The organism is Caulobacter sp. GW821-FHT09H08 (assembly GCF_059415885.1).
In genome coordinates this window covers 257,560-274,742 of the sequence record NZ_JBWKOC010000006.1, presented here as the reverse complement: position 1 = coordinate 274,742, position 17,183 = coordinate 257,560, and the positions used below count along the sequence as shown (strand labels likewise).

At 67.2% G+C, this 17,183-nt stretch carries 14 protein-coding genes; 4 read left to right on the top strand and 10 right to left on the bottom strand.

What is annotated here, in order from left to right:
* Positions 1-26: 26 nt before the first annotated feature.
* From AC07NN_RS21280 to AC07NN_RS21265, 4 genes are all read right to left on the bottom strand, one after another.
* The gene (locus tag AC07NN_RS21280; RefSeq protein WP_494645536.1) at positions 27-1,061 is read right to left on the bottom strand and encodes a hypothetical protein; all 1,035 of its coding nucleotides are present in this window, start codon (positions 1,059-1,061) and stop codon (positions 27-29) included.
* On the bottom strand, positions 947-1,867 hold the full coding sequence (locus AC07NN_RS21275; protein ID WP_494645534.1) for a glycosyltransferase family 2 protein: 921 nt from the start codon (positions 1,865-1,867) through the stop codon (positions 947-949). Before AC07NN_RS21275 ends, AC07NN_RS21280 begins: the two co-directional genes overlap by 115 nt.
* Positions 1,867-3,018, bottom strand: a complete 1,152-nt coding sequence (locus AC07NN_RS21270) for a GNAT family N-acetyltransferase (protein ID WP_494645928.1) — start codon at positions 3,016-3,018, stop codon at positions 1,867-1,869. Before AC07NN_RS21270 ends, AC07NN_RS21275 begins: the two co-directional genes overlap by 1 nt.
* 73 nt (positions 3,019-3,091) lie before the next feature.
* Complete coding sequence (locus AC07NN_RS21265) at positions 3,092-3,586, bottom strand: GAF domain-containing protein (protein WP_494645532.1); 495 nt, start codon at positions 3,584-3,586, stop codon at positions 3,092-3,094.
* Between the two features lie 205 nt (positions 3,587-3,791).
* Here AC07NN_RS21265 and AC07NN_RS21260 point away from each other — a divergent pair, with 205 nt between their 5' ends.
* Both AC07NN_RS21260 and AC07NN_RS21255 read left to right on the top strand, forming a co-directional pair.
* Positions 3,792-4,298 (top strand): hypothetical protein, encoded by a 507-nt coding sequence (locus AC07NN_RS21260; RefSeq protein ID WP_494645530.1) that lies wholly within the window; start codon positions 3,792-3,794, stop codon positions 4,296-4,298.
* A gap of 118 nt (positions 4,299-4,416) precedes the next feature.
* Positions 4,417-4,686, top strand: coding sequence for a hypothetical protein (locus tag AC07NN_RS21255; RefSeq protein ID WP_494645529.1), 270 nt, complete (start codon positions 4,417-4,419; stop codon positions 4,684-4,686).
* Between the two features lie 68 nt (positions 4,687-4,754).
* Here AC07NN_RS21255 and AC07NN_RS21250 read toward each other — a convergent pair whose 3' ends face one another.
* Positions 4,755-5,228 (bottom strand): universal stress protein, encoded by a 474-nt coding sequence (locus tag AC07NN_RS21250; protein WP_494645527.1) that lies wholly within the window; start codon positions 5,226-5,228, stop codon positions 4,755-4,757.
* A 205-nt stretch (positions 5,229-5,433) separates the two neighbouring features.
* Here AC07NN_RS21250 and AC07NN_RS21245 point away from each other — a divergent pair, with 205 nt between their 5' ends.
* Entirely contained in the window at positions 5,434-5,763 is a 330-nt protein-coding gene (locus tag AC07NN_RS21245) for a hypothetical protein (protein ID WP_494645525.1), read from the top strand.
* A 13-nt stretch (positions 5,764-5,776) separates the two neighbouring features.
* Here AC07NN_RS21245 and AC07NN_RS21240 read toward each other — a convergent pair whose 3' ends face one another.
* From AC07NN_RS21240 to AC07NN_RS21230, 3 genes are all read right to left on the bottom strand, one after another.
* Positions 5,777-8,122: a methyl-accepting chemotaxis protein gene (locus AC07NN_RS21240; RefSeq protein WP_494645523.1), complete on the bottom strand. Its 2,346-nt coding sequence runs from the start codon at positions 8,120-8,122 to the stop codon at positions 5,777-5,779.
* 126 nt (positions 8,123-8,248) lie between these two features.
* The gene (locus tag AC07NN_RS21235) at positions 8,249-10,564 is read right to left on the bottom strand and encodes a glucan 1,4-alpha-glucosidase (RefSeq protein ID WP_494645520.1); all 2,316 of its coding nucleotides are present in this window, start codon (positions 10,562-10,564) and stop codon (positions 8,249-8,251) included.
* Positions 10,565-10,576: 12 nt separating this feature from the next.
* Positions 10,577-12,091, bottom strand: a complete 1,515-nt coding sequence (locus AC07NN_RS21230) for an MFS transporter (protein WP_494645518.1) — start codon at positions 12,089-12,091, stop codon at positions 10,577-10,579.
* A 248-nt stretch (positions 12,092-12,339) separates the two neighbouring features.
* Here AC07NN_RS21230 and AC07NN_RS21225 point away from each other — a divergent pair, with 248 nt between their 5' ends.
* On the top strand, positions 12,340-13,443 hold the full coding sequence (locus tag AC07NN_RS21225) for a LacI family DNA-binding transcriptional regulator (RefSeq protein ID WP_494645516.1): 1,104 nt from the start codon (positions 12,340-12,342) through the stop codon (positions 13,441-13,443).
* A 24-nt stretch (positions 13,444-13,467) separates the two neighbouring features.
* Here AC07NN_RS21225 and AC07NN_RS21220 read toward each other — a convergent pair whose 3' ends face one another.
* Both AC07NN_RS21220 and AC07NN_RS21215 read right to left on the bottom strand, forming a co-directional pair.
* Complete coding sequence (locus AC07NN_RS21220) at positions 13,468-15,120, bottom strand: alpha-glucosidase (protein ID WP_494645512.1); 1,653 nt, start codon at positions 15,118-15,120, stop codon at positions 13,468-13,470.
* Positions 15,099-16,916, bottom strand: a complete 1,818-nt coding sequence (locus tag AC07NN_RS21215) for an alpha-amylase family glycosyl hydrolase (RefSeq protein WP_494645510.1) — start codon at positions 16,914-16,916, stop codon at positions 15,099-15,101. The genes AC07NN_RS21220 and AC07NN_RS21215 overlap by 22 nt, the downstream gene beginning before the upstream one ends.
* Between the last annotated feature and the right edge of the window lie 267 nt (positions 16,917-17,183).

The window sequence follows — 17,183 nt, the reverse complement described above, 5'->3', positions numbered from 1 at the left end:
ATGCCCCAACTTTAGGCGCTCGGGCCTTAGGCGCTAGACCCCTCGACGATCACGCCCGGGCGGGCGGCGTCCAGACCGAAGGTCACCGGCAGGTGGCGCACGTGCGGCGTCTGCAGGCCCAGGGCCTTGGCCCCGCGCGCTACGGCCAGCTTCGTCAGGGCCGTGGGCCCGAAACCGCTCTGGACGCGCGGATTGGCGCCCAGGCGACGACGCAGCACGCCGTTGGCGTAGATGACGTTGGCGCGCATCAGGGCCGGCGGGGTCATGAATTCGATCGAGATCGAGACGTTCAGCATCGGGCCGTTCTCGATCCGGTGCGGGGCGTTCTGCTTCCAGGTGACCATGTTGCCGGGGGTGAGGATCACCTCCTGCGCGCCCTTGTCCCATTCGGGCTGGAAGGCGAACTGCTCGGCGGTCTCGCGCAGCACGATCTTCTCGAGAGCGAGATCGCCCACATAGGGATCGGCCACCGGATAGACCCAGACCTTCTTCTCGCCGCGGATCTGCCACAGCGACACCAGCGGCACGTCGAGGTGATAGAAGACCTGGGCGTTGGCGCTGCTGATCAGCATGCCGACGTCGCGCTTGAAGGTCTTCAGGCCGGGAACGTGGGCCTCCTTGTCGGCGAAGATCTCGTCGCTGAGCGCGGCGTATTCCGGCACGTGGTCGTTGGTCTGGCGCAGGTTCAGCCAGATGCGGCCCGACTTGGCGGCGTTCAGCAGTTGGTCGCCGCTCAGGTTGCCGGGCGAGCCCTTGCGCCAGGTCGTCCAGGCCTTGGGGTCCTCGCCCATGGTGAAGACGCCAAGCTTGTCGCGCGGATAGAGGTCCAGCAGTCGCGCCAGGCCCTCGTCGTCGAACATCGGACGCTCATGCAGGGCGTGCTTGAACATCAGGTTCTCGCGGCCGAAGGCCTTGGCCTTGTCCCGCGACCAGTCGGTGATCACGCTCACGCGGTCCTCCCGTAGAATTGGATCTTGAAGGGGCCCCACCAGAAGGTCTTGCCCAGGCCGCGTGCGGCGCGGTCCAGCCATTCGGCGCGGTCCTTCGCGCGGCTCAGCCACTTGAAGCCGGCGACGAGGCCGAAGACGGCGACTTGGCCCAGGCCGATGACCATCCAGCGGGCCACGCCGATATTGTCGCGGGGCTCGGCGGCGGCGCAGTGCGAAGTCGGCCCCTGCCCGTAAGCGAAGGCGCGCTGGATCGTGTAGGCGAGGTTCAGCCGCGACGGGACGGGGTCTTCCCAGACCCAGGCGGCGGGCTCCCAGGCGAAGCGCTTGCCGGCCGCGCCCATGTGGCCGAACAGCAGGTCATCCTCGCCGCCGATCTCGTTGCGGATGACCGAGAACGGCGCGACGGGGTCCGGCAGAGCCGACCGGCGCACCAGGCTGTCGCCACAGCCATAGTGCTGCTCGATGACGCCCGCCTTGGCGGGGCCTTCACGCGAGAAGAAGCGCTCCAGATAGTCGCGGTGCTCGACGATCTGCGGCGGTGCGCGGCCCTTCACCGGCCCCCACACCACGTCGGCGTCGTAGCGGGCCTGGGCGGCCAGCAGCGCGGCCAGCCAGCCGGCCGGGGCCTCCTCGTCATCGTCCAGGAAGGCGATCAGCTCGCCCGAGGCGCGGGCCATGCCGGCGTTGCGGGCGTTGGCGACGCCGGGGCGCTTTTCATTGACATAGATCACCGGGAACGGCGCGGCCTTGGCCAGGTCGTCGGCGACGGGCTTGGCCGACGGGACCTGGTCGTTGTCGACGATGACCATCTCCAGATCGGCGAAGTCGACGCCGGTCTGGCCGAACACCGAACGCGCCGCGACGGACAAGCCGTCGGGGCGTCGCTGGGTCGGAATCATGATCGTCACGCGCGGCATCAGGCCTCCGAATGCTCTCCGTGGCGGCGATTGGCGCGCGCGGCGACGGCTTCGACGAAGTCGCGCACGCGGCCGCTCATGCTCAGTTCCGTGCTGGCGATGGCATCCATGCGGCGGCGCAGCTGGCCCACCGGACCCGCGCCATGCGCGCCGGCCAGGGTCCAAACGCTCTCCACCGAGTGCGCCACGCGCCCCCCGAAGGTCGAGGGGGTCGCCCCGCCCTGCCGGATCGCCACGGTGTTGCGGGCATAGGCGCGCTTGTAGTGGTCGTGGCCCGGACCCAGGTCGTAGCGGGTCAGGCCCATCTCCGGCATCGCACCGATGGCGCGCAGGAAGAAGATCTGGCCCGGCGACCAGGCCGCCAGCGCCGGGTTCGTCGAGGCGATCCACGGGTGATAGACGTCGCCCTGGCGGATGCCGAAGTGGCCACCCACCAGTTCGTCGCCGGCATAGAGATTGATCATCAGGCCGCGGAAGTCGCTGTCGCGGCGCTGGAACAGGTCGGCCAGCAGCTCGCGCGTCCAGTCGGCGCGCAGGAAGTCGTGCAGGCCCGTGCGATTCAGCTGCTCGCGTTTCCAGTCGATCAGCTGGTTGAAGGCGTCGCGCGACAAGTCGGCGGCGACCAGGCGCACCGGCCCGACCTCGCGGTCCAGCTTGTTGTCCAGGCGGCGGTAGTTCTTGATCTTCTTGGGGCTCTCGGCGCGAACGGCTTCGAGATAGTCCTCGGCGGTCGTGCCGCGCAGGTCGATCAGATAGGCCGTGTGCTCGGCGTCGTGCGGACCGGCGAATGTCTCATTCGGATCCACCAGGCCCGTGTAGCGGAACACGCTGATGCCGGCGGCGCGCAGGACGTCCTCGATCTTCAGTCCCGCATCGGGACGGCTGATCAGGCCATGATAGTCGGCCAGCGGCGAGCCGATGGGGCGCGCCACGCCGCCCGGGCGGCGGTGATAGGCCAGGAAGCCCGCGATCTCGCCTTCCTTGCGGATCACCGCGACGCGCGCGTCTTCGCGAACCTTTCCAACGGCTTGGGCGAAGTCCGGACCCAGCAGCGGATTGGCCAAGGCCGGCTGGGCAGCGACCAGACTCCGCCATAGCGCCGCATTGGCGGCGCTCAAATGGTTCGGGTGCAGGGTCTCGACTTGCAGCATGTCCACCTGTCCTACTCCTGTCGGGTTAGGGAAAGATGGAGGTCCACCTGCAATCGTCAGGCCACCCGGGTGATCAACCGAAGGTCGCTGCCAGAATTTTCTCCAGCCATTGCTGATCGACCGTGTCGAACGAGGCGGGGCGGTCTGAATCCACGTCGAAAACCGCGATCAGCTGGCCATCCGGGCCAAAGACCGGGACGACGATCTCGCTCTCCGAACGGCTGTCGCAGGCGATGTGGCCAGGGAAGGCGTGCACATCCGGGACAAGCTGGGTCTGGCCCGTCGCGGCAGCCGCGCCGCAGACGCCGCGCCCATAAGCGATGCGCAGGCAGCCCAGGGTGCCCTGGTAGGGTCCGACCACCAGTTCGCGCTCCTTGGTGGGGTCCACGACGTAGAAGCCGGTCCAGAAATAGTGGTCGAAGCTGTTGGCCAGCATCGAGGCCACCGTCGCCATGCGGGCGGTGACATTGGGCTCGCCGTCCAGCACGGACGCGATCTCGTCGGCGACCTCGGCATAGCGGGTCGCCTTGTCGGCGGAGAGGGTGAGGTCGTTGAACGCTTCGGCCATGGCGCGGATATAGCGCGCCGCGCGGCCGATGTCAGAGGGGGGTGGTGGAGTCGTCATGGAATGTCGGCAATGGGTGGGGAGCGGCCCTCAATTCGTCGCCTCCCTAGCTTCACTGCATCAGCTGCATCTCACTGTCTTGCTCCCTCATAGGGTCCGCCGGTACAAACGCAAATCAGTCACAGCAGGTTAGATCCCTGCAACTCTCATGACAGAAGAAGAATGGGTCACGTCCGGTAGCGCACAGGACATGCTCCAAAGCCTGCGCGAGACGCATCCCGAATTTCTCGCGACGCAGGTGTCTCAGCTCCACAAGTTTCTCATCGCCTGCTGCTGGAAACATCAACACCTCATACCGCAGCAGGGGTTGCGGGACGGGCTGCGAGCCGCTGACAGCTGGATGGCAGGCAAAATCGACGACGAGGAATTGCACAGAGCCAATTGGTACGCGGAAGCTGAAGCTTTCGGTATCGACTACGCCGAAACGCCCGACGAGCTTGTAGAACTCAAGAGCCTCATCGCTGACATAGACGAGCTTCGCGCCTTGCCATTCGCCGATGCGCGGGAAAGACTTCTCGCCGCCGCTTATTTCGCAGAGGGAGCGATGGTTTACCCCAAGCTCTGGGGCCTCCCCTGGAGTCGCCAACTTTTTACATCGCCATTCCTATGTCCGGCGCTGCTGCGGGAGTACTTAAGGCCGACTTTCGGCCCGTGAAGCGCAATCCGCGACGGCTCCTAATGATGTCTGATAAGGGGGAAGCAGACTTCATCAAGTACCGGTTGGGCGGGTAGCGGGCTTTGGATGTTGTGCGAAGCTGTGCCAGCATCCTGGCATGCAGCTTTATACGATCCTTCTTGACTATGCCGGCGGCACCTACGTGGCGCAAACCAGAGCAACAAGCGAACAGGCTGCGGTACGGAATTGGCTCGAAAGGCTGAGTCTGGACCTTATCGCGGGGGCCGTTTCGGAGGAGGTCGCCGTCGCCTTCCAGGAGGATGTGGACGTGCCCGTTCCGTTGGACGGACTTGCGAGCGCGTGGTGCGTAACCGCCAGTGCAGATCGGGGGCTTGCTCTCGTCAATATTGTGAAGACCGCCGCGTAGGCCAACGTCGCATATGGGTCGAAAGCCGACCCCGCCTAGCGCCCCAACTACCCCCGCACTATCGCCACCTACTCCGCGCCCTTAGCCAGTTCGGCGGCAAACTCCGCGTCACTGATCGGCCTGCGGGCGACCAGCAGGCTGCATTCGACATTGTCGACGATGTAGGCGCCGGACGGGCCGTTCCACCACCGCTCCAGGAAGCTGCGACGGCGGTGTCCCAGGACGACCAAGTCAGCCTTGACCTCGCGCACGAAGGCGCTGATCACCGCCGAGGGGTCGCCGCGCACCACACGGCCCGTGGCCTTAAGGCCCAGGCCCTTCAGCTTGGCCAGACCGTCGTCCACCAGCTCCTGGCTGGCCGCGAGCAACTGCTCGGCCGCGCCGGGCTGGGCGCCCTCGGCCATGGTCAGGGCCTTGTTCTCGGGAAGCACGCACAGCAGCCAGACCGTGGCGTTGTAGCGACGCGCCAGCAGCGCCCCTTCGCGGAGCGCGGTGCGGGCCTCGTGGCTGCCGTCAAAGGCTAGAACAATCTTCTCGTACACGAACGCCCTCCCCTGGCGCGCTCCCATGGCCCCGGCGGTTCCCCCGAACCACCGTCACGCGCAAACTCGACCGCATGGGTCATGCGCTCAAGCCCTGTTTTGAGCAAGCTGTGGATCATCGCGCCATCGCCCTTCCGCAAGGCCGACGAATCCATCGACGGTCCCTGCCAGGAAGCGTCATCCGCGCCGTGCGCGCGGACTATCAATGAGGGGATGGAGCATGGCTGACGGAATGGGCGCGGTGGATGCGCGCGACGTGAGCTTCGTGAGCCTCTATCACCACGACGGCCGCTTCGTGCGCCGCGAAGGCGCCTTCGCCTTCTGTCGCCGCGACGCCGACGGCGGCCGCACGGTGCTGCATCTGGAGTCCGCGGCCGACATCAGCCGCGTCGCCACGCCCGGCCATCCCTGCTGGGACTGGGCCGTGGCCAACGGCATGAACGAGCTGCTGGTCAGCGTGAAAGAGGGTCAGCCGGCCGACAAGGCCATCGCCCTGTCGGACCTGCGCTTCGCCCTGCAGGAAGCGGCCGCCTAAGAGCGGCCTACGCCTAGAACTCTTCCCACTCACCCGGACGCGAGTTCGGCGCGACCTTCAGGGCGTTGGCGCCCTGGACGTAGCGCTGGCGGAAGTTCTCGCGCGTCGGCGCCGCGGCCGGACGCGGGGCGGGAGCGGCCGGACGTTCGGCGCGGGCCGGCATCTCGCGGATCTCGGCGCCGACCTGGAAGCGGCCAATCAGACGTTCCAGCTCGGCCGCCTCGGTCGACAGCGCGTGGCTGGCGGCGGTCGATTGCTCGACCATGGCCGCGTTCTGCTGGGTGACCTGGTCCATCTGGTTCACGGCCTGGTTCACCTCGGCCAGGCCGACGGCCTGCTCCTTGGACGAAGAGGCGATCTCGCCGACCAGCTCGTTGATCTCGGCCACCTGGACCAGGATCTCGCGCAGGGTGTCGCCGGTCTCGCCGACCAGCTTGACGCCCTTGCCGACCTGCTGGGTCGAGGCGCCGATCAGGCCCTTGATCTCCTTGGCCGCATCGGCCGAACGCTGGGCCAGGGCCCGGACTTCCTGGGCGACCACCGCGAAGCCACGACCGGCTTCACCCGCGCGAGCGGCTTCGACGCCGGCATTCAGGGCCAGCAGGTTGGTCTGGAAGGCGATCTCGTCGATGACGCCGATGATCTGGGTGATCGACTGCGAGGACTTCTCGATGCCGCCCATGGCTTCGACGGCTTCCTTGACCACCGCGCCGCTGCGTTCGGCGGCGGCTTTCGCGCTGATCGTCACCTGACGCGCGCGCTCGGCGCCTTCCGAACTGCGCTTCACCGTGGCGGTGATCTGGTCGAGGGCGGCGGCGGTCTGTTCCAGACCGGCGGCCTGACGCTCGGTACGCTGGGATAGATCGTCGGCGGCGCCGCTGATCTCGGCGCAGCCGGTGCGGATGCTGCGGGCGGCGTTGAGAATGCCGGCCATGGTCGCCTGCAGGCTCTCGACGGCGGCGTTGAAGTCGCGCGGCATCTTGGCGGAGTCGCCGGAGAAGTCGTCTTCGCGCATGCGCCAGATCAGGTCGCCGTCGGCCAGGCGCTCCATGCCCTCGCCGAGGCTGGAGACGGCCTTGGCCTGGGCGGCGGCGAAGGCTTGCGCCTCGCGTTCGTGCCGCTGGCGTTCGATCTCGGCGGCGGCCCGTTCGGCCTCCTGTTCGGCGCGGCGGCGCTGGCCGTCGGCCAGGTCGTGACGGAAGCCGTCCAGGGCGCGGGCAATGGCGCCGATCTCGTCGCCGCCGTCGACGCCGGGGACGGCGTCGTCGTAGCGGCCGGCGCTCAGCTTATCGACGCTGCGGGTCAGGCCCGTGAGCGGCTGCTTGACGAGGGCGGCGCTGGCGAAGAACAGCGCGGCCAGGACGGCGGCGGTGATAACCAGGCCGCCGACGAACAGGATCTTGGCCAGGCGGTCGGCCGGACCGGTGATGGCGGACACCGGCACGTCCATGACCAGGGCCCAAGTCGTGTTCAGGGCCGGCATCGGCACGGGACGGACGATGCGCAGCATCGGCTCGTCGCCTTCGACGACGCCCTTGATATCGGTGGCCGCCCCGCCGGCCAGGACGCCCTGCACCTGGTCGGCGCCGGGGTCGGCATAGGCCTGCATGCGCTTGGCCGCGTCGGGGTGGGCCACCCACTTGCCGGTCGAGGACAGCAGCATCACGCGGCCGCCGCCCAGCGGCTTCAGGGCCGAAAGCTTCTTGGAGACGCTGTCCAGAGCCATGTCGAGACCCGCCGCGCCCAGGAACTGGCCGTGCGAGAAGACCGGATAGACCACCGAGGTCATCAGCACCGACTTGCCGGCGACGTCATAGGAATAGGGCTCGACCACCGTCGACTTGCCCGTCTGCTTGGGCACGGCGTAGTAGGGCTCGGCGTACTCGTTGCCCTGGTCCAGCGGCTGGAAGATCACCTTGCCGCCGTCGTGCACCCAGTAGGGCTGGAAGTTGCCGGCCTTGTTCGAGCCCAGGGCCGTCTGACCGGCGAGCTCGGCGTCCTTGCCGTCGAAGCCGTTCGGCTCGGCCATGAACCAGCTGCCCAGCACCATCTCCGAGGACTCGGCGTTCGGCTTCAGCATCTGGACGACCGTGGCCCGGTCATGCAGGCCCGCCTCGTGGGCGGCGCCGATCGAAACGGCCATCGACCGCACGGTCGACTGCACGCGGCCCATGTCGGCCTGCACGCTCTGGATCGCGTCATCGGCGACCGCGCCCGCATAGCGGTTCGTCAGTCCCGAGACGATCGCGCTGGTGTGCGAGGACACCGCCACCGCCGCCGCGATCAGCAGGAAGCCAATCGCCAGACCGGCCACCAGGATCAATTTCCAGGCGATGGTCAATCGACGGAACGCTGTCATTTTAAAGGTCTCCGGCCGCGAGCGGGGGCTATTAACCCTGTCTTCGCGGCCGAATCCTAAAGCCCTCGTTAACTAAGCCGTAGGTGTGGGTGTCTGCGACAATCCGCGCACCTTTTTCGAGCCACCTTAGCGCGAGAAACGGGCCTTCACCGGCGCGTAGTTGTCCCACACCTGGCCGTCGCTGACAGAGCGCAGCAGCTTGACGTATTCGGCATGGCTCCAGGCCAGCGGGGTGGCGGAATCCGTTCCCTCGCCGCGCGTGTAGCCATGGCCGCTCTCGGTCCCGACGCCGTCCCACACCTGTTCGGGGATCAGCAGACCCTCGTTGGCGAAGAGCTCCATCGCCTTCACGTAGGTGTCGCGGATCTTCTTGACCGCCGCCGCGTCCGGCTTGCCGTTGAGACCGGCGACGGCCAGTTCGTAGTGACCGCGTTCGCCGGTGAAGATCGGCCACACCCGGCCGCGCTGGCCCGGGCGCATCTGGTTGTCCGCGCCGTAGTTCGCGCCGGTCTTCGCATCCTCGCCATAGCCGTCGACGCCGTAGCGCCGCCAGCCGGGGAAGGTCCCATCCACGCCCGGGAACTTGAAGCTGTAGCGAACGCGATAGACGTCCTCCATCGCCTCGTCGTCCAGCTTGGGCAGACTGGCGACAATGGCCGGATCGTCGGCGCGGCGCACGCCGTAGCGGACCAGCTCCAGGAAGCCGGCGTCCAGCATCTGGTCCTCGGCCACGGCCTGCTGGCCGTTACGCTCCTCGACCTTGCTCTTGTTGTCCGGGTCCTGGTCGCTGTTGAGGCGCAGGTAGTAATGGCCGTCGCCGAACGCGCCCTTGGTCGTGACCATGCGGGCCTCGACCTTGCGGGAATAGTCGTCGGCGGTCTTGCGATAGGTCTCGGCCGAGGCCTTGTCGCCAGCCGCCTCGGCGATGTCGCCGGCTGTGACCAGGCCCGCGATCACGGCGGCGGTCGTCGAGGGCGAATAGCCGCCCTGCTCTTCCCAGCGCTCCTGCTGGGTGAACGGCGGGGTGATGGTCGAATGGTTCCAGCCCAGGTCGACCTTGCCGCCCTTGACCAGGAAGTCGGCCGCCGGCTTCAGCATCTTGCCGTAGTAGGCCTTGAGCTCGACCGGCGAGAGCCAGCCCAGCTTCCACAGCTTCCAGCCCAGCATGATCGGCATGGCGGTCTGGTCCAGCTGGACCCCGACCCACTCGGGCGTGCCGTCCACGTGCGACTTCTGCAGGAACCAGCCGCCGTCGCCTTTGTTGCCGGGCGTCTTCGGTCCGACCTGCACCGTCGGCAGGTAGTGGAAGGCCGCCAGCGGCGTCTGCTTGTCGCCCAGGGCCGCGAGGGCCATGGCGCATTGGTAGAAATCGCGTGGCCAGACGGCCTTGTAGCCGGTCGAGGATTGGGTTGCGTCCACCGTGTCGCCCCACGGGTTCGACAACGAGGCGATCAGGGCGCCGGCGTGGGTGCGGTCTTCCTGGACCTTGAGCATCAGCGCTGACGCTTGGACCAGCTTGCCGGCGTCCTCCGAAGCTTCGCGCAGGCGCGGCAGTTCGGAGAGCGAGGCGAGATAGTCCTCCCAGCCCAACCGCGCGCCCTCGCCGTTGTAGCGGGCCAGCACCTCGGCATAGCCGGTCTTCAGCGTGGCGGCGGCGGTCGCGTCGGCGGCCTTGGCGTCGGAGCCGAAGCCGATGGCGAAGTCGAAGGTCGCTTCCTTGGCCACGGCCGGCAGCTGGCCGGTCAGGACGATCGCGCCCTTGGCCGACGTCGTGGTCGCCTTGAGGGCGGCAAGCGCATCGCCGTCCTTCAGCATGCTGGCGCCGGCCTTGGCGAAGGACTTGGTCCCCTTCAGGCTCAGGAACACCTTGCCTTCCGAAGCGGTCAGCGCCATGGCCGAAGCCGCGCCCGTGTCGCCGTCGCCGGTGTTGGCCATGTGCGGTTCCAGCACCAGGGTCGGGGTCACCGGCCCCTTCAGCGCCTTCACCGTCACGCGCACGAACAGGCTGTTGCGGTCGGGGTCGGTGAAGATCCGCTTCTCGATGACGAAGCGACCTTGCTTGTCGGTGGTGGTGATCTTGTAGGCCGGCGACAGCGGACGGCCGGCGCTGTCGACATGCAGGTATTCGGTCTTCGACGTCGTGTCCGCGCCCTCGACCGCCAGGCCCGAGGCGGTCTGGACGGCGATGCGCATCTGCTTGATCTGGGCTTCGTGGATCAGGCCGTACATGGTCTCGGTCAGCACGCCGTCGGCGATCGAGAACCAGACCTTGGACACCGCCCCGGTCTTGCCGCCGGCCTTGTAGGCGCCGTCGACATAGGCCTCGTAGGACGCACCGACGCCGGTCTTGGCGGAATAGGCCCAGGTCGTGGGCGCGGCCTGCGCGGCGCCGATCGTGAACAGGGCGGCCGAGGCCAGGGCGAGAAGTTTCAGGCTGCGCATGGCGAGGACTCGTCAGGCTTGAAGGGAAACGGGGTCGCCGGCGACGCGGTCGCGGACGAGGAAGGTCGCGGCGGCGGCGATCGCGAACGAGCCCGCGCCCAGGACCAGGGCGAAGATCGGCTGGCCGCCGAAGAAGGTCTTCAGCAGCAGGCCCAGCACCGTCGCGGCCAGCAGCTGCGGGATGACGATGAAGAAATTGAAGATGCCCATGTAGACCCCCATCTTCCGCGCCGGCAGGGCTCCGGCCAGGATCGAATAGGGAGCCGACAGGATCGAGCTCCAGGCGAAGCCGACGCCGATCATGCCGATCCACAGCATCCCCGGCTCGCGGATCAGCAGGAACGACAGCAGGCCCAGGGCGCCGAGCATCAGGCAGACGGCGTGGCTGACCTTGCGGCTGGTCGCCCGGATCATCAGCGGGATGACCAAGGCCGCCAGGGCCGCGACGCCGTTGTAGATGGCGAACAGCACACCCACCCAGTCCGCGCCTTCGTTATAGGCCTTGGACGCCGCGTCGGTGGCATGGAAGTGGACCGCCGCCACCGCAGGGGTCGTGTAGATCCACATGGCGAACAGGCCAAACCACGAGAAGAACTGCACCACCGCCAACTGGCGCATGGTCCTGGGCATCCGGAAGAAATCCTCCAGCACCTCGGAGAAGCCGTTGCGGGTCTGGCCGCGACGCTTCAGGCGTACGCCGACGACGCCCGCCACGCCGAACACGGCCAGCAGGGCGGAGAGGACGTAGAGCTCCTTCTCCAGCCCGGCGCTCCAGACGATCAGGGCCAGGGCCGCGCCGCCCAGCACGCCCAGGGCGGCCAGGCCGACATAGGCGTTGACCGAGGGCTCGGGGTTCTCGTGGACGCCGTGGTCGAACTCGGCGGCCTCGAAGGCTTTCAGCTGGTCAGGGCTGTATTCCTTGGTCGTGAAGACGGTCCACAGCACCGCCAGCAGCAGTCCCGCGCCGCCGGTGTAGAAGGCGATCCGCACCGCGTCGGGGATCTGGCCCGCCGGCGCGGTGTTGGCGACCTGGAACCAGTTGGTCAGCATCCACGGCAGGGCCGAGGCCAGCACCGCGCCCAGGCCGATGAAGAAGCTCTGCATGGCGTAGCCGGTGGCCCGCTGCTCGTCGGGAAGGTTGTCGCCGACGAAGGCCCGGAACGGCTCCATGGTGATGTTGATCGAGGCGTCCATGATCCACAGCGCCGCCGCCGCGACCCACAGCGTGGGCGAGTTCGGCATAACCACCAGGGCCAGGCTGGTCAGGATCGCGCCCCAGAAGAAGTACGGCCGACGACGCCCCAGGCGCCCCCAGGTCTTGTCGGAGAGATGGCCGATGATCGGCTGGACCAAGAGGCCCGTGGCGGGCGCGGCGATCCACAGGATCGCCAGGTCACTGACGTCGACGCCAAGGGTCTGGAAGATGCGGCTGGTGTTGGCGTTCTGCAGGCCGAAACCAATCTGGATTCCGAAGAAGCCAAAGCACATGTTCCAGATCTGCAGGAACTTCAGCCTCTGCCTGGCCATGGATCCTCCGCCCCGCTCCGACCGCCGGTTGCTCCGGCTGGTTCGCAAGTTTTTTCATAAACCTTCGAGGCGGACATTTGCGCATGCGTTGAAACGGCGCGCAACGACAATTCCATATCCACTTGGATTTTGGAGCCACGAGTCTCACCAGACACGAGGCGCAGCGCCTTTCGTGGCGCTGGAGGCATACGAGAAAGTTTGCATTAGTTTTCAGTAGCGCAAATCAACGCAAACCGCCTTCCGCCCGCTTGCCATCCCGTTCGAACGGCGCCTTATGGGCCATTGAAAAAGTTTGCAGAAATCTTTGCAGCAACGACCACCAGGGACGGGGACGACGTAGAGTGACCAAGGGGGCGACGCGACTGGAGGACCTGGCCAAGCTGGCCGGCGTCTCGATCTCGACCGCCTCGCGGGCCCTCAACGACAGCCCGGCCGTCAACAAGCGCACCAAGCAGCTGATCTGGAAGCTGGCGCGCGAGATGGACTACCCCTTCCGCCGCTACATGCCCGCCGGCCCGATCGGGGCCGAGGCGACGATCGCCATCGTCACGCCTCGCCCGCAAGGCCGCGGCAGCAGCATGTCGGACCCGTTCTTCCTGGAGCTGCTGGCTGGCGTCGGCGAGGCCGCTCGGGAACGGGGATGCGACGTTATCCTCAGCCACATCGCCCCGACCAACTATGACGACCTGTCGGAGGCCATGAGCACCAGCCGGGCCGAAGGCGTGATCTTCCTGGGGCAAAGCTCGCTGCACGCGGCCTTCAATCGCCTGGCCGAGACCGAGAACCGCTTCGTGGTCTGGGGCGCGCAGCTGCCGGACCAGAACTACTGCTCGGTCGGTTCCGACAACGTGATGGGCGGGCGCCGCGCCACGCTTCACCTGCAGCGCCTGGGCCGCAAGCGCATCGTCTTCCTCGGCGACACCGAGGCGCCGGAAGCCATGCAGCGCCATCGCGGTTATCTCGACGCGCTCGAGCACGCCAAGCTGGGCGTCGATCCCGAGCTGATCGTGCCGGCCCACTTCGAGGTCGAGTCGGCCGAGGCCGCCGTCGACAGCCTGATTCATCACGGCGTGACGTTCGACGGGGTCGTGGCAGCCTCGGACCTGATCGCGCTGGGCGCCATCCGCGCCCTGAAGCATGCAGGCCTGTCGGTCCCGAGCGACGTCTCGGTCATGGGCTTCGACAATGTCCCGTTCAGCCGCTACGCCAGCCCGGCGCTGAGCACGATCGCCCAGGACACGGCCAAGGCGGGCCGGCTGATGGTGTCGAAGCTGTTGGACAGCGGCGAGCGCGCCAGCCGATCGGAACGGGTGCCGACGGACTTGATCATCCGGGAGAGCTGCGGGGGGTGAGGTCGCGCCCAGAAAACCCTCTCTCTATGAGAGAGGGGTTCTTTGGGCGATCAGCCCCGCGCACGGCGGCATCTCGCCTTCGCCGCCCAGGTTCACGCCATCGACCATCGTCCAGCCATCCGGCAGCGACCAGGCCACCGCCTCAAAGCCGAGGTTGAACGCCAACAGCAGCGCGCCCTCGCCTTCCCCGCGCTGGAAGATCAGCAGCGGGCTGTTGGTGTCGACGAAGCTGATCGCACCGGTGCGCAGGGCCTCGTAGGCGCGACGCAACCCGATCAGGCGGCGGGCCACATGCAGGGTCGAGGTCGGATCGGCCTCCTGGGCGTCCACCGCCAGCGGCAGGTGTTCCGGATCGACCGGCAGCCAGGGCTCGACGCCTGAGAAGCCGGCGTTCGCCGCGCCCGACACCCACGGCATCGGCGTGCGGGCGCCGTCGCGTCCCAGGGTCTGGGGCCAGTTGGCGATGGCTTCGGGATCCTGCAGGCGCTCGAACGGCACATTGGCCTGGGGCAGGCCCAGCTCCTCGCCCTGGTAGACGAAGACGTTGCCGCGCAGGCCCATCAAGAGCAGCAGGCACATCTCGGCGAAGGCCTTGCGGTCGCGGCCCTCGGCCCAGCGCGACACGGCGCGCGGGGCGTCGTGGTTCGAGAAGGTCCAGGACGGCCAGCCCTCCCCGTCCGCGCCCGGCCACATGGCCGCGCCGCGCGGGATCATCTCGCCGGTCAGCTTGTCGGCATAGAGATAGAGGAAGCCGTAGGCGCTGTTCAGCCGATCCTCGCCGGCCGTGAACAGCTTCATCTCGCGATCGGCGTGGTCGCCGCCGACTTCCGCGACGGAGAACCGCCCGCCCGCCGCGTCGGTCAGCGTCCGCAGGCGGCTGAGGAACTTCGGGATGTCGGCGTGGCTCTGGTTGTGGATCTTGTCCTGGAAGTCGAACGGCCGCGTGCGCTTGCCACCTGGCGGCAGCGGCGGGTTATCCGTGAACTTCGGGTCGTGCATCGAGAAGTTGATGGCGTCGAAGCGGAAACCGTCCACGCCCTTGTCGACCCAGAACTGGGTGACCGCCAGCAGGGCTTCCTGCACCGCCGGATTGTGCAGGTTCAGCTGCGGCTGGCTGCTGAGGAAGTTGTGCATGTAGTACTGGCCGCGACGCGCGTCCCAGGTCCAGGCCGGACCGCCGAACACCGACTGCCAGTTGCTGGGCGGGCTGCCGTCGATCTTGGCGTCGGCCCAGACGAACCAGTCGGCCTTGGCGTTGGTGCGATCCTGGCGGCTCTCGGCGAACCAGGGGTGCTCGTCCGAGGTGTGCGAGAAAACGAGATCGATGATGATCTTCAGGTCCAGCGCGTGGGCCTTGGCGATCAGGGCGTCGAAGTCGGCCAGGGTTCCGAAGATCGGGTCCACGCCGCGATAGTCCGAAACGTCGTAGCCGAAGTCCTTCATCGGCGAGGTGAAGAACGGCGACAGCCAGACGCCGTCCACGCCCAGCGAGGCGATGTGGTCCAGATGCGCCGTGACGCCCGGCAGGTCGCCGACGCCATCGCCGTTCGAGTCGGCGTAGCTGCGCGGATAGACCTGATAGATCACCGCGCCACGCCACCATTCGGCGTTCATCGACGTCTCCGCACCGGGGCGAGCAAGAACTTCAACTGTCACTATCGTCCCTCGGAAACGCAAATCTTGTAGTCGAGCGGCGCCAACTCGACGAAATAGCTGCCCGGCGCGCCGGCCGTCGCGGCGCATGCGCCGTGTAGGGCCTTCCACGCGACGGAGCCGGTCTCGACCCGGACATTGGCCGTGATCGGCTTGTCGCTCGTATTGAAGACGGCCAGCACCTCGGTTCCCGCCATCAGGCGCGAGAAGGCGAAGAGGCCGGGCCTGTCGCCGGCGGCGCGGACGACCTGGCGACCATCGCGCAAGGCGGGTGTGGCCGTGCGGAACTTCGAGAGCGCGGCGATGCGTTGGTAGAGCACGCTGTCGGCCTTGAACGCCGACATCGGCCCCTTGGCGGTCGAGCCGACCAGGCGGTTGTCGTTGTAGCTGGCGACCTGGCTTACGAACATGTCCTCGCGGCTGTCGGCATAGTCGCCGTCGCCGGTGAAGCCCTGCTCGTCGCCGTAGTAGACGGTTGGGACGCCGCGCGCGGTCAGCATCAGGGCGTTGGCCAGGGTGACGCGAGCCAGCAGTTCGTCGTCGGAGATCGCGGGCCTGGCCTTCAGCATGAACCAGCCGATGCGGCCTATGTCGTGGTTGCCCAGGAAGGTCGGCAGCTGGCGCGCGGTGGCCTCGCCGCCTTCGTAGACCGGATCGGCGGCGAAGACGGTGGCGAGGCGATCCGTACCGGTCCGGCCGATCGCGACGTCGGTCGCCGCCGACTGGAAGGCGAAGTCCAGCACCGCCGGCAGCTTGTCGACCTTCACGTGACGCGCCAGGGCGGCGACGTCGGGATCGAACACCTCGCCGAAGATGTGGAAGTTCGGGATGCCCCTGGCCTTGGCGCGGGCCAGCATGGCCGGGACGAAGGCTTGCCAGAACTCGGGGTTCACGTGGCGGGCGGTGTCGATGCGGAAGCCGTCGACGCCGAAGTCGTCGATCCAGCGGCCATAGACCTCGATGAAGCCCTGCACGACGCGCGGGTTCTCGGTGAAGACGTCGTCCAGGGTCGCGAAGTCGCCCAGCAGCGAGCTCTCGCCCGCGAACGTGCTGTCACCCCGGTTGTGGTAGTAGATCGGATCGTTCAGCCAGTCCGGCTTCTTGGCGTGCTTCTGCCCAGCGGGGACGTACGGGGTATAGGCCCAGTCGGTCCGCCTGAGCTTGGAGAAGTCCTTGCCATCGAAGCCGTCATTGATCGGCGCGCCGATCACGCCACCCTTGCGGACGTAGGGATAGTCGGCGACCCCGCGATAGGCGCAGCGGCCGTCCGGGCACTCGCGGTACTGGATGACGTCGGCCGTGTGGTTCACGACGATGTCCATATAGACCTTCATGCCCCGGGCATGGGCCGCGTCGACCAGGGCCTTGAAGTCGGCCTTGGTCCCCAGATGCGGATCGACGTCGGTGAAGTCGGTGATCCAGTAGCCGTGGTGCGCGGCCGACTCTTGGCCGGGCGGGCCCTGCACCGCGCGATTGACGAAGATCGGCGCCAGCCACACGGCCGTCGCGCCCAGGCCCTGGATATAGTCCAGCCGCCGGGTCACGCCCTTGATGTCGCCGCCATGATAGAAGCCCGCCCGCGTCGGGTCGAAGCCGTCGACCAGCGCCCCCCCATTTTCCATTCCCTTGGGGGCGGGGCCGCCGTGGTCATTGGTCGCGTCGCCATTCTCGAAGCGGTCGGGCAGGACGAAATAGATCACTTCGTCCTGGGGTTTGCGCAACCGATACGACTCGGAGGGAGCAGCGGACACGGCCGTCGCCAGCGCGCTTACGGCCGTCATGGCCAGCAGCGTCCGTCGCCAGGGCGTCAAGGCCGACATCGCTCCCCTCCCCGCTGCAACGATCTCGATGATCGGATCGCTTTTGCAACTCTTTGCAAGAATTTGCAGAACCAATCGCAAGCTGTCAATCCACTCCCTTGAGGCGATTTGCGACGCAACAAGGCCCAGAGGACGCTACGTAAGTGACGCAAGCAAGCCACATGAGTGGGATTTGCGGCAGGACGGCAGGAACCAAGAACGTTGGTTTGCAATTTTTTGGGTTGATTACACCGCGTTAATTTGCAGTAGTTTGCACCAACGGCCCGC

Bases quoted from the DNA above. Each gene is read 5' to 3' on its own strand.
- AC07NN_RS21265 (WP_494645532.1), bottom strand. From the start codon at position 3,586: ATGGCCGAAGCGTTCAACGACCTCACCCTCTCCGCCGACAAGGCGACC.
- AC07NN_RS21260 (WP_494645530.1), top strand. From the start codon at position 3,792: ATGACAGAAGAAGAATGGGTCACGTCCGGTAGCGCACAGGACATGCTC.
- AC07NN_RS21230 (WP_494645518.1), bottom strand. From the start codon at position 12,091: ATGGCCAGGCAGAGGCTGAAGTTCCTGCAGATCTGGAACATGTGCTTT.
- AC07NN_RS21255 (WP_494645529.1), top strand. From the start codon at position 4,417: ATGCAGCTTTATACGATCCTTCTTGACTATGCCGGCGGCACCTACGTG.
- AC07NN_RS21235 (WP_494645520.1), bottom strand. From the start codon at position 10,564: ATGCGCAGCCTGAAACTTCTCGCCCTGGCCTCGGCCGCCCTGTTCACG.
- AC07NN_RS21275 (WP_494645534.1), bottom strand. From the start codon at position 1,867: ATGCCGCGCGTGACGATCATGATTCCGACCCAGCGACGCCCCGACGGC.
- AC07NN_RS21270 (WP_494645928.1), bottom strand. From the start codon at position 3,018: ATGCTGCAAGTCGAGACCCTGCACCCGAACCATTTGAGCGCCGCCAAT.
- AC07NN_RS21215 (WP_494645510.1), bottom strand. From the start codon at position 16,916: ATGTCGGCCTTGACGCCCTGGCGACGGACGCTGCTGGCCATGACGGCC.
- AC07NN_RS21240 (WP_494645523.1), bottom strand. From the start codon at position 8,122: ATGACAGCGTTCCGTCGATTGACCATCGCCTGGAAATTGATCCTGGTG.
- AC07NN_RS21245 (WP_494645525.1), top strand. From the start codon at position 5,434: ATGAGGGGATGGAGCATGGCTGACGGAATGGGCGCGGTGGATGCGCGC.